At 33.7% G+C, this 15,458-nt stretch carries 9 protein-coding genes; 1 reads left to right on the forward strand and 8 read right to left on the reverse strand.

Annotated features, from left to right (window positions below; translation table 11 throughout):
• Positions 1 to 302: 302 nt before the first annotated feature.
• Complete coding sequence (locus tag L1276_RS17180) at positions 303 to 791, forward strand: hypothetical protein (RefSeq protein WP_253789907.1); 489 nt, start codon at positions 303 to 305, stop codon at positions 789 to 791.
• 127 nt (positions 792 to 918) lie between these two features.
• Here L1276_RS17180 and L1276_RS17185 read toward each other — a convergent pair whose 3' ends face one another.
• From L1276_RS17185 to fucP, 8 genes are all read right to left on the reverse strand, one after another.
• Entirely contained in the window at positions 919 to 3,732 is a 2,814-nt protein-coding gene (locus L1276_RS17185; RefSeq protein ID WP_253789909.1) for a pitrilysin family protein, read from the reverse strand.
• A 12-nt stretch (positions 3,733 to 3,744) separates the two neighbouring features.
• A complete protein-coding gene (locus L1276_RS17190; protein WP_253789911.1) occupies positions 3,745 to 6,012 on the reverse strand; it encodes a Gldg family protein in 2,268 nt (755 codons plus the stop codon).
• 11 nt (positions 6,013 to 6,023) lie between these two features.
• Positions 6,024 to 6,971 (reverse strand): ABC transporter ATP-binding protein, encoded by a 948-nt coding sequence (locus tag L1276_RS17195; RefSeq protein ID WP_253789913.1) that lies wholly within the window; start codon positions 6,969 to 6,971, stop codon positions 6,024 to 6,026.
• A gap of 62 nt (positions 6,972 to 7,033) precedes the next feature.
• Positions 7,034 to 8,410 carry a RagB/SusD family nutrient uptake outer membrane protein gene (locus L1276_RS17200; protein ID WP_253789915.1) on the reverse strand — a complete coding sequence of 459 codons (1,377 nt, stop codon included), beginning with the start codon at positions 8,408 to 8,410 and terminating at the stop codon, positions 7,034 to 7,036.
• Positions 8,411 to 8,421: 11 nt separating this feature from the next.
• Positions 8,422 to 11,814: a SusC/RagA family TonB-linked outer membrane protein gene (locus L1276_RS17205; RefSeq protein ID WP_253789917.1), complete on the reverse strand. Its 3,393-nt coding sequence runs from the start codon at positions 11,812 to 11,814 to the stop codon at positions 8,422 to 8,424.
• 179 nt (positions 11,815 to 11,993) lie between these two features.
• A complete protein-coding gene (locus tag L1276_RS17210) occupies positions 11,994 to 13,037 on the reverse strand; it encodes a FecR family protein (RefSeq protein ID WP_253789919.1) in 1,044 nt (347 codons plus the stop codon).
• A 223-nt stretch (positions 13,038 to 13,260) separates the two neighbouring features.
• Positions 13,261 to 13,848: an RNA polymerase sigma factor gene (locus L1276_RS17215; protein WP_253789923.1), complete on the reverse strand. Its 588-nt coding sequence runs from the start codon at positions 13,846 to 13,848 to the stop codon at positions 13,261 to 13,263.
• A gap of 277 nt (positions 13,849 to 14,125) precedes the next feature.
• The gene (fucP, locus tag L1276_RS17220) at positions 14,126 to 15,424 is read right to left on the reverse strand and encodes an L-fucose:H+ symporter permease (RefSeq protein ID WP_253789925.1); all 1,299 of its coding nucleotides are present in this window, start codon (positions 15,422 to 15,424) and stop codon (positions 14,126 to 14,128) included.
• Between the last annotated feature and the right edge of the window lie 34 nt (positions 15,425 to 15,458).

Here is a 15,458-nt window from a genome sequence, read left to right on the forward strand (position 1 = left end):
CCAAGTTAAAACCTGCGTATTTATCTCATTTCTACCAAAGGGAGAAATCACACAAGAAACTCTGTAAAGTATGTCTTCAATCCTTATCTAAACGAGTGCGATTTACTTCGTTTATTTGTTTGTTATCGCTCGAGTCTCTCTTCGGTCTAAATCCTAAAATAGTAATTCAACAAATATATATCGGCAGAAAAGTACTGCTCGTCGATTGGTTTTGCGGTTCTGTATAATGGATTCGATAAACGTGAATATTGGCACTACTTTAGATTAATTTCTAATGAAATTAATATTTAAATTCTAAAAACATGAAAAAGTTAGTATTCGCCTCAGTATTATTTATGAGTGTATTTTTTGCCCATGCGCAGGTATCCATTAATGTAAATATTGGAACGCCTCCAAGCTGGGGACCAGAAGGAAACGATGACAGCAGATATTATTATTTACCTGACATCGATGTATATTATGATGTTAACCAGAGTGTATTTATTTATGACAACAGCGGTAAGTGGGTTCGTGAAAAAAGACTTCCGTCAAAATACAGACAATATGATTTGTATTCAGGTTACAAAGTAGTTTTAAACGATTACAGGGGAGATGCTCCATACAGTTATCATACAAAACACAGAGCTAGTTACCCTAAAGGTTATAAAGGACAGCCTCAGAAAAACAGGGGAGAAAAACCAGTAAAAAACAACAAATCTCAAGGAAAGCAGAAGTCTGAGAACAAAAACAAAAATAACTCCCAAAAACAAACCAATAAAGACCATGGCCGTCCACACAATGATCGTCATTAATTAAAATTAAACAAACATGACAAAACGCCTCAGAAATGAGGCGTTTTTTTGTATAAAGCCAAAAAAGGCTGTCTTGAAAAAGACAACCTTTAATGACTAATAAAATAAAAATGTATTCTAAAGTTTTTTACTTTCCTGATTGGCTTTCAGGGCTCATAATAACTTCGACACTACTAGAACTATCCAAAACGTGCTTACTAAACTGCTGAATAGTTTTTTGATTAATTTTAGAAATTAAATTTTTATACTCGTCATCCTGTAAAAACGGAATCTGATTTAAGGTATTGTTGTAAATTGTAGTATTCCAGAAAGAATTGGTTTTAAGGGATTCTTCCCGGTTCTTTAAAAGTGCCTTTTTAATATCTTCTAAATCATTTGCATTTACCGGATTTGATTTTAAATCGTTTAATTCTTTCCAGACAATCTGCATTAATTTTTCTTCTTTATCAGGATTACAGTCAAAAGTCAAGGCAAGACTAAAAGCGGGTTTTGGAATCGTTTCAAGATTACCGCCCACATTCACGCCGTAACTGCCGCCTTCTTCTTCTCTAATAGTCTGCAGGAATCGTTTTGATAATATTTGTCCTATAATATAAATTGACAATGCATTTTCTTTACTGTATTCCGTTTTTCCCGTTAAGTTTAAATAAATGGTTGTTTTAGCCACTTCCATAGGACGTTTAAAATGCAGGATCGTTTTCCCTTTTTTGGGTTCAATATTATGATCGACATAATTCTCTTTTAGAGCCGGATTCGATTTTATATTTCCAATATATTTCTGAATCAATTCTAAACCTGAATCTGGAATATTTCCAACAAAAACAAAGGTAAAATCGGCAGCATTTTTAATACGGTCACGGTAAATGTTTTCTGCTTTTTTCAGGTCAATAGTTTCAAGGAATTTTTCGTTGAAAAGAAAAGTTCTTGGATTATGGTTTGAATTTGCCAAATCTATAGAATCCTTAAAAGCACTTCCGTTGTCTTTTTTAATGTTTTCTAAACGATTTTTATATTGTTCTTTTAGAATATTAAAAATGTTTGGATCAAAGCGAGGTGCTTCAAAATAAAGATTAACCAGCTGCAGCATTGTTTCTAAATCGGCTTTGTTTGAATTTCCCTGAAAACCCTGCGTATTTTCACCAATGAAAGGAGCCGCTTGTGCCACTTTTCCAGTTAGTTTTTCTTTTAAACCCATATTATCAAAATTTCCTAAACCAGATGATTTTGCAATTGTTGCTGCAATTTCGGCAGAAGTCAGATCTTCTGTTTTTACAAGAGATTTACCGCCTTTTGAAAAAGCGGAAAATATAATTTGATCCTGCGAATATGTCGTTGGAAGGATAATTATTTTAGCATCATTTTCTAAAATATAACCTTTGGCATCTTTGATTCCGGCTACTTCAAATGTTTTCTTTATCGATGCAGGTTTTAATTCTTTATCAATTAAAGGTGCGTTGTTTTCTTTTTTTGTATAAGGCTCTAAAGTCATGTTTTCGACTTTTTTCATTACACTTACAACAGCTTCTTTCGATGGGAAATCATTTTTATCCTGATCTGAACCTGTTACCAAAACGACTTGGTTTGTTGGTTTTTGAATGGTTTTCGCATAAGCATTCAATTCCTCCAAAGTGATACTTTTTATAATGCCAACAATTAATTTATAATCATCTTCAGGGGAAAGGAATGGTTTTGCTTTTAGAAAATAATCGGTCAATTTATCTGCCCAGCTGTCGTTATCGACTTTATCTTTATTGCTGATAAAATCATCGTACGAGCTGATAAAAAGTTTTTTGGTTCTGTCCAGTTCTGATTTTACAGCTCCAAAACGTTTTAAACGCTCGGCTTCTGTATAGGCTTCTTCAAATGCTTCGAGTGTTTTTCCTTTTTTGGCTGAAGCCGCAATATTATATGAATTGTTTAATCTTGAAATTCCACTAAAATAGGCGCTTAAATTTAAACTCGAGCTTTGATTTTTTAAGAGTAATTCTTTAAAACGATTGTTTAATATATTGGTATAAAAAGAGTTCATTACATTTTTGCGTGTTACAATGCTGTCTTTTACTAAAGGCTCGTCTGTAATATATCGCAATGTAATTGTTGTAGTTGATGCTTCTTTATCAGATGCTGTTCCAAAATACAATTCATCATGTTTCGGAATTTCTGCATACGTCCTTACGGTTGCTTTTTTTGCCAAAGGAATGCCTGAAAATATCGTTTTGACTTTTTCTTCCATTACTTTAACATCAATATCCCCAACGATTATTACAGCCTGTAAATCGGGTCGATACCATTTTTTATAATAGTTTCTCAATTCAGGATATTTGAAGTTATTGATGATGTTTAAATCGCCAATAACATCGCGTTTGCTGTATTTTGAACCTTTGTATAAAACAGGATCTGTCTGCATTTTTAAACGAAAATCACTTGTACGGCGCGTTCTCCATTCTTCTCTGATGACACCTCTTTCAGCATCAATTTCCTGATTGGTTAAAGATAGAGATCCAGACCAGTCGTGTAAAACCCAAAGCGTTGAATCGATTAGTTTTTCGTTGGTTACAGGAACGGTACTGATATTGTAAACAGTTTCATCATGAGCAGTATAAGCATTGATGTCTTTACCAAAACTTACACCGTTTTTTTCCAGCATTTTAATGATTCCTTTTCCTTTAAAATGTTCTGTACCGTTAAAAGCCATGTGTTCCAGAAAATGTGCTAATCCGTTTTGATTATCGTCTTCGAGAATGGCGCCAACATTTTGAACAAAGTAAAAGCTTGCTCTGTCTTTTGGCTCTTCGTTATGCAGAATATAATAGGCTAACCCGTTTTTTAATTTTCCGGAAGTAACGTTTTTATCCAGCGGAATATTGGTTTTAAATTGAGAAAATGCGCCTTGAAAAGACAAGACCATGATCCCAATAATGATATTTTTTTTTGTATTCATTTTGATATTTTTTTATCTTCTGTTTCTTCTAATTAATATAAAAGCACCACTTAATATGATTAATAAAGGAAATAATCCGATGAAAACGATTTTATTGATGAAAACCTGATTGGCATTTATTGTTATTTTTTTATCCGTATTTTCAGGTCGGGTAGTATCAATTGGAAATTCATAATTGCTAAACCAATTGAAAATATCGGTTACAAACTGAAATGTTCCAGATCCGCCTCGGCTTAACTCGGCATTACCCATAAAGTCAGCGTCTCCGGACACAATTATTTTTTGTGATTTTCCCTTTACATTTCTTGTTAAGGCCACAACAAGCGGAACGGAAGTAACAGATGGCTGTTTTTTTACATCTTCAGTAATTGATGTAATTCCTGTTTGAGATTCCCATGCCGGCTGGCTGTTTGTTTTTAAAAGCGGCGTTACTTTAAATCCTGTATCTTTCGTGGTTTTAATACCGCTGCTTCCTAAAAACGGAATAGGATTGTTATTTTTGTTTTGGCTGAATTTAATGATTGCAGGATCTATATTTTTTTGAAGATCGGTTACTAAATAATCTGGAGAATTGGTTTCGCTTTCCTGAACCAATGCTTGTTTGGTAAAACCTAAACCTAATTTGTCTGTTATGGCAGCTAAAGCCGAATTGGTTTCAGGTTCTGCTAAAAGCATTAAATTTTTTCCTTCATCTATATATTTTGAAATTCTGTCTACAGCACCCTGGCTTAATTGTGTTTTTGGATCGGCAATGATTAAAATAGTAGTCTGCTCCGGAATGTTCTGCGCATTAATATCTACAGATGAAACATCAAATCCCTGATTGATTAAAGAATATCTGAAAGTAATTTCATTAAATCCTGTTTTATAATTTTTGTCTCCATTTTTTTCAACACTTCTTTCCATGTTTCCGGTTGCGAAAACAATTTTTGGTGCCGGTACAACTACACGTTTTAAAGCCGCAGATATTTCTTTCTCCATAGGGACTTTAAACATGTCATCATACATTCTTAAAAATGTTTTCTTTCCGTTGTATTCTATAGTTCTTACAACTCTGTTCTGCTCTGGTTTTAGATCAATAACTTTTTTAATTTCTTCGGGAGAATATAATTTTTTCAATTTTAAATCTTGCGTTTCAATCATTTTCTGCGCAAGCTGTTTGTCATTTAATCCAGGATTTTGAGTATATAAAGCTTCATTGTTTGAAGTATCGTAGTAGTAGACATATTCCATTTCTATTTGGGGTAAAAAACGGGTGTACTTTTCAAAACTGGCAATATCTGAATTTTGAGAATACGGCATAGCCATATAGTAGTTAATGTCTAACAAGTTAACATAAGTTGTTATTTTAACCGGGCCGTCTATTTTCTTTACGATATTTAAGCTGGTTTCTGTAAGTGTCCTGTCTTTGGTTCTGGTCATATCATAATACATCGAAAGAGAAGCTCTTGATGTGATATACCCAAGTGCAAGAACAGAACCTACTAAGGCAGTATATTTTAAAATTCTTTGAGAAATGGATTGTGCATCTCGACCGGTTTGCAGTTTATAAATGCTTAACCCAATAAAAAGACCGCTTACCAAAATAAAGTACAGGACATCTTTGCTTATAATTAAACCTTCGAGCATTTCGTTAGCGCGGCCGGCAATCGAAAGGAAATAGGTAATATCTTTTACATATTCTACATCCTGCCATAACTTGCCAATAAAATTTAACCCCGCCAAAACAACTAATGTGCTTATTGCGGCCACAACCTGATACGATGTTAAACAAGACATAAAAAGCCCGATTGCAGCATAAGTACATACCAGCAAATACAAACCAATTAATCCGGAAATTGCAAATTTTAAATCTAAATTATCAATAGAGAAATAGGCAATAATAACCTGCAGACCTAAAATTCCAACAAATAATAAGCAATATGCCGCAATAGCTAAATATTTTCCTAGTACAATATCTTTTATTTTTATAGGAGAAGAAAGCAGCAGTTTGATAGAACCACTATTGATCTCACGGCTTACCAAACCCATTGTTAACAGCGGTACATATAGGTATAGATAATTTTGCATTTCGGTATATAAACCACTGAAACCGGAAAATATAACCTGCGATAAATTACCAAGGCCTTCTCCAATTTTTTGCGCTTTTTCAAAACGTTCGATAGAGTTGAAAAATTTCCAGCTTGACTGGATCGAAAATATGACTAAAACAACCCACGCAACAGGCGAGTAGAACATCGTGTTGAGTTCTGTTTTAGCAATTCTGTATATAGTTTTCATTTGTTTGTTTTTTAAGAAAGAATAGTGTTTTTAGAAGGTGCTTTTTTTGATAACTGGGCAAAAATCTCATCAAGAGAAACTTTTTCAAATTGAATCTCACGTAATTTCCAGTTGTTATAAACGCTTAGTGAAATGATTTTTTCAGCCACTTCCTGTGTTCCTGTAAAAGTAATCTGCACTTTTTTTGGTGAAAGAAATACGGCATTTGTAACTTCAGGAATATCTGTTAAGGCAGAAATAACAGGCGGATTTTCAAAACTTGCTGTTAGTTTATCTGCTTCAATATAATTGTTGAAAGCTTCAAGCGTATCAGAAAAAACCATGTGTCCGTTTTCAATCATTCTGATATCCTGGCAGGTTGCCTGAACTTCAGAAAGAATGTGTGAAGAGAATATTACGGCTTTGTCTTTTGATATTTTTTTGATTAATTTTCTAACTTCAAGAATCTGGTTAGGGTCAAGTCCATTGGTTGGTTCATCCAGAACAACCAATTTTGGTTCGTGAATAATGGCCTGCGCAATACCAACACGTTGTCTGTAACCTCCGGATAAGTTTCGAATTAATCGGTTGCTGAAATGTGCAATACCGCATTGTTCTTTGGCTTTCTCTAAAGCATCTTTTAAATCTTCCTTTTTTACATGACGCAGTTGTGCACAGTGAATCAGGTATTCATTTACTGTTAAATCTAAATGCAAAGGCGGTGTCTGTGGTAAAAAACCAATTAGTTTTTTGGCTTCAACAGGATTTTCTTTCAGATTAATTCCATCAATAAAAATGTTTCCTTTAGTTTGATTTAAAACGCCGCAAAGGATATTCATGGTGGTTGATTTTCCTGCGCCATTAGATCCTAAAAGACCTAAAATTCTATTTGTTTTAATTTCAAAACTAATATTTTGTATTGCCCAATCCTTACTATATTGATGTGACAAGTCCTCAACTCTTACAATTGTTGTTTCCATAGTGTTTTTTAAAATCACAGGAATGTATTTTTTCAAACACATTCCTGCGTTACTTTTAATATTTAGTATCCTGAATTTTGGTTTAAGAAGGGATTAGAACGAATAGCAGGTTCTGGTATTGGATATAAACTATCTGTAGTTTTCCAGATTTTGTCGGTTAAAACAGAGAGTGTTTCATCTGTTTTTCCAGTTCTTTTAAGATCAAACCATCTGTGTCCATTTTCTGCAAAAAATTCACGCTGTCTTTCAAGAGCAATTAAATCCAGAAGCTGGTTTGGATCTGTTAAAGTGGTATTATCAAGTAAAGCTCTGTTTCGAATAGCATTAATATCTTGCTGCGCTCCGGTAATATCGTTTAATTTTACTCTGGCTTCGGCTCTTATTAAATACAACTCAGCCAGTCTAAGTACTGTAGAACGTTCAATAGGCGATGCTGTAAATCTATTTTTGTATTTAGTTGGTGCAATTCCTATAAATACACCCTGAGCATTTGTTATATTTCTTGTCCATTTTGTTTTTCTGTCATCACCGGTTTCAAATAGTGCATTTCCTTTTCTTAATAAAAAAACAGCTGTATTGGCATCTAAAAACACCGATGATCCTTCGTAAGTATAGTTAACGTTAAAATAGGGAATTTGCAGAATAGCTTCGTCATTATCTGAAATAAACGGACTATTTGTTGGTGATAAATCTGTAATTAGTTCATAAGTTCCAGTTTGGCTTAATACAGCAGATGCATGAGTTGAGGCTTCACTCCATTTTCCTGAATAAAGATTTACTCTTGCTAATAAAGCTTCTGCAGCCCATTTTGTTGCTCTGATTCTTTCGTCATCATAATTTGTATAATCTGTTGGAAGATCTTTTGAGGCATCGGTTAAATCAATAATAATTTGTGCATAAACAGCTTCTTGAGAAGATTGCGGCAATAAAGCAGAAACATCAATATTGGTAGTCAGTACCAAAGGAACATTTTCCCACAAATTAGTCAAATTAAAATGAGCATAAGCTCTTAGAAATTTAGCTTCGGCAATGCACTGTCTACTTTTAACAGCATTAAGCGTAGTACTTTTGCTAACACCTTCTATAACATTGTTAGCATTATAAATAGTTTTGTACAGTTCGCCCCACATTCCGTTAATAGAACTATCGGTTTCAGGTATTTCATTAGTACCATAAATTGTCGGAATACCATTTGTTCGTACCAATTCATCTGATGTCTGACCAAGAATAGAATGTATCTGATTGTAATAAAATCCAGCTACCATGCTTTGGTAAATTCCGTTTACAGCAGCTTCGGCCGTTGGATCTGAACCATAAACGGTATTTGATGATAACTGATTGCTAGGAAGATCAACATCAAGTGCAGCATCGCAGCTCGTAAATCCAATTAAAAGAAATGACGAAAATATATAGATATATTTAGTAGAAATATTTTTCATGATGAGTAGAATTAAAATGTAAACTGAGTTCCAAAAGTTATCGTACGCAATGGAGGTAATGCTAGACCTTGTGTTTCCGGATCAAGTCCTTTGTATTTAGTAAACGTTACCAGGTTTTGTCCCTGTATTGAAAGGCGAATTCCCTGCAAATATTTCTTGGTTGCCACATCTAAAGGGATTTGATAAGAAGCACTTACATTTTTAAGTTTTATATAAGATGCATCGATTATAGAAGCATTTGATCCCATATAATTAAAGAAACTGTTTTGATAACCAGAGCTTAAAATATTTCCCTGAGCTAAATAATCGTTATACTCATCTACCTGAAAATTAGCTGTTGAATACGGATAACCTGGTTGTGCTCCGGTAGAAGTCATTAAAGTTGTTCCTTCCTGTTTTACAAACTGGAACAAAAAGTCAAGTGTGAAATCTTTATAACTTATTGTATTAGATATTCCTCCGTAGTATTTAGGATAAGTTGGTCCCGCATATTTTCTATCTCCTCTACCAGTTTGGGCAAATCCGGTAGAGATTCTTCCGTCTGCGTTTACATCTTCAAATTGAGCAATTCCAGCATCATTTACACCTGTAAAATTGTACAAATATCTGCTGCTTAAAGGGTTTCCAATTACATATTGAGAGTAATAGCTGGTAAACTCTATACCAGGAAATGATACTAGTTTATTTGAATTGGTTGAAATATTGAAAGCAGTAGACCAATTGAAGTTCTTAGTACGAATATTAGTTGTACCCAACGTAAATTCCCATCCTTTATTTTCAACTTCTGCTGGTAAATTTGCAGTATAAGTTGTAAAACCTGCCTGAGCGCTAAGAGTATAGTTTACTAATTGATTACTGGACGTATTTTTATAATAAGCAGCAGTAAAAGAAATACGATCGTTAATGAAACTTAAATCCAGAGCTGCTTCAAATTTCTTTGTTAATCCCCATTTAATATTAGGATTTTGAATTCTGGCCGCAGTCATCGAAGCATTTCCATTGCCGTAAGTACGAGTATCAAAAGTATCAGCGTATTGATAATTGTCAATGTCGTCACTTCCTATTTCTCCATAACTAGAGCGAAGTTTTCCAAAACTTAACACTGGAATATTTTTCATGAAATTTTCCTGAGTAAATATCCAGGCACCACCAACAGAACCAAAATTTCCAAAACGATTATTTGCTCCAAATTTAGAAGAACCATCTCTTCGAAAGTTAACATTCAAAATATATTTATTGGCAATATTATAGTTTATCCTGCTGAAAAGAGAAATGTATTTATACTCTGTACTACCATTGATAGCCGTTATGTTTTCTGCGGTTGCTAAGTTTCCAATTAAATTGTCTGAACTGTAACCGTTTGAGCTTACATACGATGGCATCTCTGATTTTCTGTTCTGCCATGAACCTCCAACAAGCGCCGTAAGATTTCCTTTCCACAATTCAGTTGTATAATTCAATTGTGGTTCAACAGTAAAATTATTGGTGTTATTTGTTGAAACAGTATACGATCTTTGAAAGTTCATTTCGCCGCCGCCAGCTTCGGTATAAACATGATTACTTGCTGATCCCGGCATGAATTGTTTGGTCTGCATTTGAGCTCTTCCGTATCCAAGATCTGTTTTAAAAGAAAAACCTTTTGCAATTTCATACTGCAGATTAAAACTTGTTATTAAGTTAATTCCTTTATCATCAACTCTTTTCTCTAAAGCAGCAAGCGGATTAATATCACTAAAGTAATCAGGAGACCAGTAATAACTGCCGTCTGCATTGTACAACGGACGGTTTGGAGCTGTACCAACTGCATAAGTTGTGATATCAAAAAATGGAAGTTTATTATTATCTGCAGCAAAAATTACAGAAGCTCCTACTTTTAATTTTCTATCTAATGTACTATGATTGATATTAAAATTAGTTGAGAATTTATCATAGCTGAAATCTCCCGGAACAACAGTAGTTTCTTTATGGTATGCACCGCTTAATAGAAAATTAGTTGTCTCATTTCCACCTTTTAAAGAGGCTGAATAATTATTGAAATTTGCTGTGCCTCCTATTAATTTTTTCTGCCAATTCGTATAGGCATTTGGATCCCAGTCTACAAGAGCAATACCGTTACTGTCATTTGATGCAGTATCGCCATTATTGTTTAATGCTGTTTGAAGCATATTTAAATATGCAGGCGTGTCTAATGTTTTGGTAAAATGTGCTACTTCAGAAACTCCAGAGTTGGTGGTTATGGTAAACTCTGTTTTCCCGGTTTTCCCTTTTTTAGTAGTAATAAGCACGACACCATTTGCTCCTCTGGAACCGTAAATTGCTGTTGCATCGGCATCTTTTAATATTTCGATGCTTTCTATATCATTTGGATTAATAATATTTAGCGGACTTGTTGATTTTTGTGCTCCTCTAATAACATTTTGATCCTGTACTTGCTGCTTAATGTCATCACCAATATACGGAACACCATCAACGATATAAAGAGGAAGGTTACTGCCTTCAATAAAGTTTCTGCCACGAATGCTGATGTTCATGTCGCTTCCTGCGTAACCAGAAGTTTGTGTTACAAAAACTCCAGGCGCTCTTCCTTGAAGAGTTTGTAAAATATTAGTTACAGGTTGTTTTGCAATATCTTCAGACGTAATTTTTACTACAGATCCTGTTGTTGTTCTTCGGGTGGTTGTACCGTAACCAATAACAACGATTTCATCTAATTTAGCTAAATCAGGCTGCATTTTAATGGTAACAGAAGTCTGGTTTTCAACTGTTATTTGTTGCGTTTTATATCCTAAATAAGACAATTTAAGCACGTGTTTTCCAGATGTAAGCTCAATGTAAAATTGCCCGTCAAAATCTGAAATTCCTTGTTTATTACCTCCTACAATTAATACAGAAACACCAGGCAGCGGTTGTCCGTTTTCATCCAGAACTTTACCGGTAAGCATATAATTAACTTCTTCTTCATTTTTTGTTTGAGAAGTATTTGCAGCATTTTTAGCAGTTTCTTTTTTATAAATCACAACATTCTTGTCTACTTGTTTGTAGACAAGATTACTGCCTTGAAATACATTGTCTAAAATCTCACTTACACTTCGGCGTCCTCTTGGTGTATTGACTTTTGGAAAATCTTTTATGATTTGCGGCTGATAAGCGAACAGCAGTCCCGTTCTGTTTTCTATGGTTTTAAATAAAGTTTTAATATCCTGATTATGAAGCTCAATGTCAACAGATATTGATTCTAAATTCTGACCGCTCATTTCGGTTGCAAAGACCATATGAGTACCACAGGTCAATAAGAAAATGTGGAATAAACTGATTCGCATGATCATAATTGTTTTTTTTGACAAACGGAAAAATGAGGATTTCTTTTCCCTGTCAAACATGGTTGTTTTACAGCGTAATTTCATAAATTTGCATGTTTTTAATGGTTACTGGATTAATTATTAAGAATCTTGGCCATCTGGTGTAGGAGCTGGATGGCTTTTTTATTTTAGTTTTTTGGTTAATTGTTTTTTTTTAAAGGTTAATATTCTATTTTTAAAAGCTTTCTAAGTAGGAGGTTAGATCGCTTTGTCTCTTCATTAATTTATTCACAGCCTTTGCCTTCAATAACAACTGCTCCGGCTTTGTTGTAACGATATTCAGTTTCAATAACACTGCAGATTACTTTTAAAACATGATCAAGATCTTCTTCATTTAAGAAACTTGCCGTTATTCTGCATTTGTTAATCTTCTCATTTGAAATTAAAATCTGCACTTTATATTTTTGAGAAATTAACGAAACAGCTTCCTGCATATTAAGATCATCCAGAATCAGGTAATTGCTTTTCCATTCGGTTACAATGGCTGCGCTTATATTATTTTGCTCATAACTCAAAGTGTTTTTATCTACTTTAATCTGCTGGTTTGGAGTAATTACGCCGTACACTTTCTCAGTGTCTCCAACCTGAACTTTACCTCGGGTAACCGTAACTTCAATACTTTTAGAAGAATTTTGGGCATTGATGTTAAAAGCCGTACCTAAAACTTTAGTCTGTACTTTACCCGTATGTACTATAAAAGGTTTTTCTTCATTTCTTTTTATGTCAAAAAAAGCTTCTCCGGTAAGTGTAACTTCACGTGTTTTATTGTTAAAAGAATTTTGATCGTATTTTAAACTGCTGTTTTCGTTTAAAAGAACCGTACTTCCATCCGGAAGATGAACCAATTGCTTTCCGCTGAAATCAATTAAAGAGTTTTCGGCAGTTAAAGTCTGTTCAACAACAGGAACTGGCAAAGTATTTTTTTGCTGAAAAAAGAAATTATTACCAATAGCAATCAAAGCAATAATACTGGCAGCAGCGACGATGATGCGTACCATTTTTTTACTGCTTCTTTTATGAGGTTCCAAAGTCACCACTTTTGGCTCGGTTACAGGTTTAGATAAAATATATTTCAGGATATAATCTCCCTGCTCTTTATCTAATACCTTAGAAGCATCGTTATCTTTAAGCATCAAATGAATTTTTTCTTTTATAAAATCATCATGATTGCCTTGTTCAATAATCTCCATCATTTTTTGCTGCTCGATTTCGGAGAGATTATTTTGCAGATAACTTTGAAATAATTCTTCAAATTTGTTTTGCTGCATTGTTTGTAAATTAAGTTAGTACTTGTTTGTAAATGATAAATTGGGGTCAGTTATTTTTTTTTTGAAGAACCCTGCAGTTTGTTGGGGTAAACCAGTAATTGCAATGATCTTTATTATGAAGACGATTGAAAAATAGGGAGGGAGTAGTCGAAAGTAAAAAAAATGTAAAAAAAACGTAAAAAAATAGCCAGAGATCTTTTTTTGAAAGAAAAAACTTTAAAGTTTATATTTTAAAAAATAGAAGCAATGTCATGAACATATTCATGTAAGGGGAAATTTTGACGCGTACAAACTTTAAAGCTTGGGACATATGTTTTTTTACGGTTTCTGTAGAAATGCCCAAATCTTCACCAATTTTTTGATGGCTTAAGCCTTCCCATTTCGCCATTTTGTAGATTTTTTGCTGCTGGGGAGGAAGCTGCTCTACAATTTCGTTTAGAATAACGGCATACTGCTGTTCTTTAATCTCAGTATCAGTATCGTTTGCAGAAGCATTTTGATACTCCATATCAGAGACTAAACTGGAATCTCTTGCAATTTTTTTAAGCGTATCGAAAATATGATTGCGCGAAATGATAAAAAGATAGTTTTCGAAATGAGTAATTTCAGCTAAATTCTTCTGATTCTGCCAGACTTTTAAAAAGACATCCTGTACAGTTTCTTCTGCTAAAATCTTTGATTTTGTTATTTTAAATGCAGTGCCAAAAACAACATTTTTGTATTCATTATACAGCTTCGTAAAAGCCAGTTCGCTTCCCTGAGACAACTCGTACAAGAGTCTGCTTTGATCGGAACTGAAATTTGATGACATGGCTTAGAATATTGTGTTGCTTTTGACAATATTATTACTTTTTTGAATATATGCGTTATTTTAATGTAAAATAATTGATAGAAATATGGTTTCGGTAATATTATGCAAGAAATATTTCATGATTTTTAAAAAATTAATGAGCATTTTGTAAATCAGCTAAAAGTACTATTTTGTGTACAAAGAATGTAAAAAAGACATATTTCAGATTCAATTTTACATAAAAAAGCCTTTAAAAAATTGATTTTAAAGGCTTTTCTAAATTTCAAAAAGGAAAATATTATTTATTCATTTTCACTTTATGTCCATACAAACCAAACGATAAAATAATAACAAAACAAACCAGCGGAATGATATATCCAGCCTGAATATCATCATGTTTCATATCAATTAATGTTCCCATTGCATAAGGAAGAATTGCTCCGCCCACAATTGACATTACCAGCCACGAAGAACCTGTTTCAGTATTCGATTTTAAACCAACCAATCCTAAAGAAAAAATAGTTGGAAACATAATCGACATAAAAAATCCGATACCTCCTAAAGCATAAATTATATAAATTCCTGATCCGTAAATAGCTACTAAACAAAGAAAAGCACTTATTATACAATATATTGATAGTAAAATATAATCTTTAATGAACTTCAAAAAGAAAGTTCCGCTAAATCTTCCCATCATAAATAAAAAACCATAAATACCTAAATAATAAGCGGCCGTTTTTTCATCTAAACCAGCTTCTTTCTGTGCTATTCGTACAAAAAAACTAGTTACACAAACTTGTGCGCCTACATAAAAAAATTGTGCGACAACTGCCCAACTCAAATGTGAAAATTTTAAAACTGAAAAGAATCCTGGTTTAGGTTCAGTTTCTGTCTGTTGAGATTTCATGGACGGTAAGTGCATAAAATAGAAGATTACAGCAACTAAAACCAAAATGCTTCCTAAAATAATATACGGTAATTTTACAGACGAGGCTTCTTCTAAAAGATATGTTGCTTTTGCTGCTTCTGACATGGATGCCATTTGTTCTGGAGTGTGATTAACCCCTGAGAGTATAAATACGCCTCCTAATAATGGAGCTAATGTTACTGCTAAGCCATTAAAAGAAGCAGCTAAATTTAATCTGGTAGAAGATGATTCAGCTGGTCCTAGTATAGCGGCATACGGATTAGCGCTTGTTTCCAGAATTGTTAAACCACAGCCGATAATAAATAAAGCAAGTAAAAAAAGTTCGTACGTTCTATTATTTGCAGCGGGTACAAATAAAAAAGCTCCCGCTGCAAAAACTAATAGCCCCGTAATGATACTGTTTTTGTAACCTATTTTTTTTATAATAATTCCCGCAGGAATTGCCATTATAAAATAGGCAAAAAAGATAGAAGTATCAATCAATGTAGATTGTCTGTTATTTAATTCACACGCTTTTTTTAAATGAGGAATTAAAATACCGTCAAGGCCATGCGCCATTCCCCAAAGGAAAAATAAGCTGGTAATTAAAATAAATGGCAGAAGATAGTTGGTTTTTCCGCCCTCGTTTGGCACTTCGTGAAGATCGCCTGTTTGGTTTGTTACTTGCATTTATTAGTTTTTTTAAGGTTCTAAGGTTCTGAGG

Origin of the sequence: Flavobacterium sp. HSC-32F16, from assembly GCF_024171645.1 — a bacterium.
Taxonomy (GTDB): Bacteria; Bacteroidota; Bacteroidia; order Flavobacteriales; family Flavobacteriaceae; genus Flavobacterium.

Bases quoted from the DNA above. Each gene is read 5' to 3' on its own strand.
- L1276_RS17190 (WP_253789911.1), bottom strand. From the start codon at position 6,012: ATGAAAACTATATACAGAATTGCTAAAACAGAACTCAACACGATGTTC.
- fucP (WP_253789925.1), bottom strand. From the start codon at position 15,424: ATGCAAGTAACAAACCAAACAGGCGATCTTCACGAAGTGCCAAACGAG.
- L1276_RS17200 (WP_253789915.1), bottom strand. From the start codon at position 8,410: ATGAAAAATATTTCTACTAAATATATCTATATATTTTCGTCATTTCTT.
- L1276_RS17215 (WP_253789923.1), bottom strand. From the start codon at position 13,848: ATGTCATCAAATTTCAGTTCCGATCAAAGCAGACTCTTGTACGAGTTG.
- L1276_RS17185 (WP_253789909.1), bottom strand. From the start codon at position 3,732: ATGAATACAAAAAAAAATATCATTATTGGGATCATGGTCTTGTCTTTT.
- L1276_RS17195 (WP_253789913.1), bottom strand. From the start codon at position 6,971: ATGGAAACAACAATTGTAAGAGTTGAGGACTTGTCACATCAATATAGT.
- L1276_RS17210 (WP_253789919.1), bottom strand. From the start codon at position 13,037: ATGCAGCAAAACAAATTTGAAGAATTATTTCAAAGTTATCTGCAAAAT.
- L1276_RS17180 (WP_253789907.1), top strand. From the start codon at position 303: ATGAAAAAGTTAGTATTCGCCTCAGTATTATTTATGAGTGTATTTTTT.
- L1276_RS17205 (WP_253789917.1), bottom strand. From the start codon at position 11,814: ATGAAATTACGCTGTAAAACAACCATGTTTGACAGGGAAAAGAAATCC.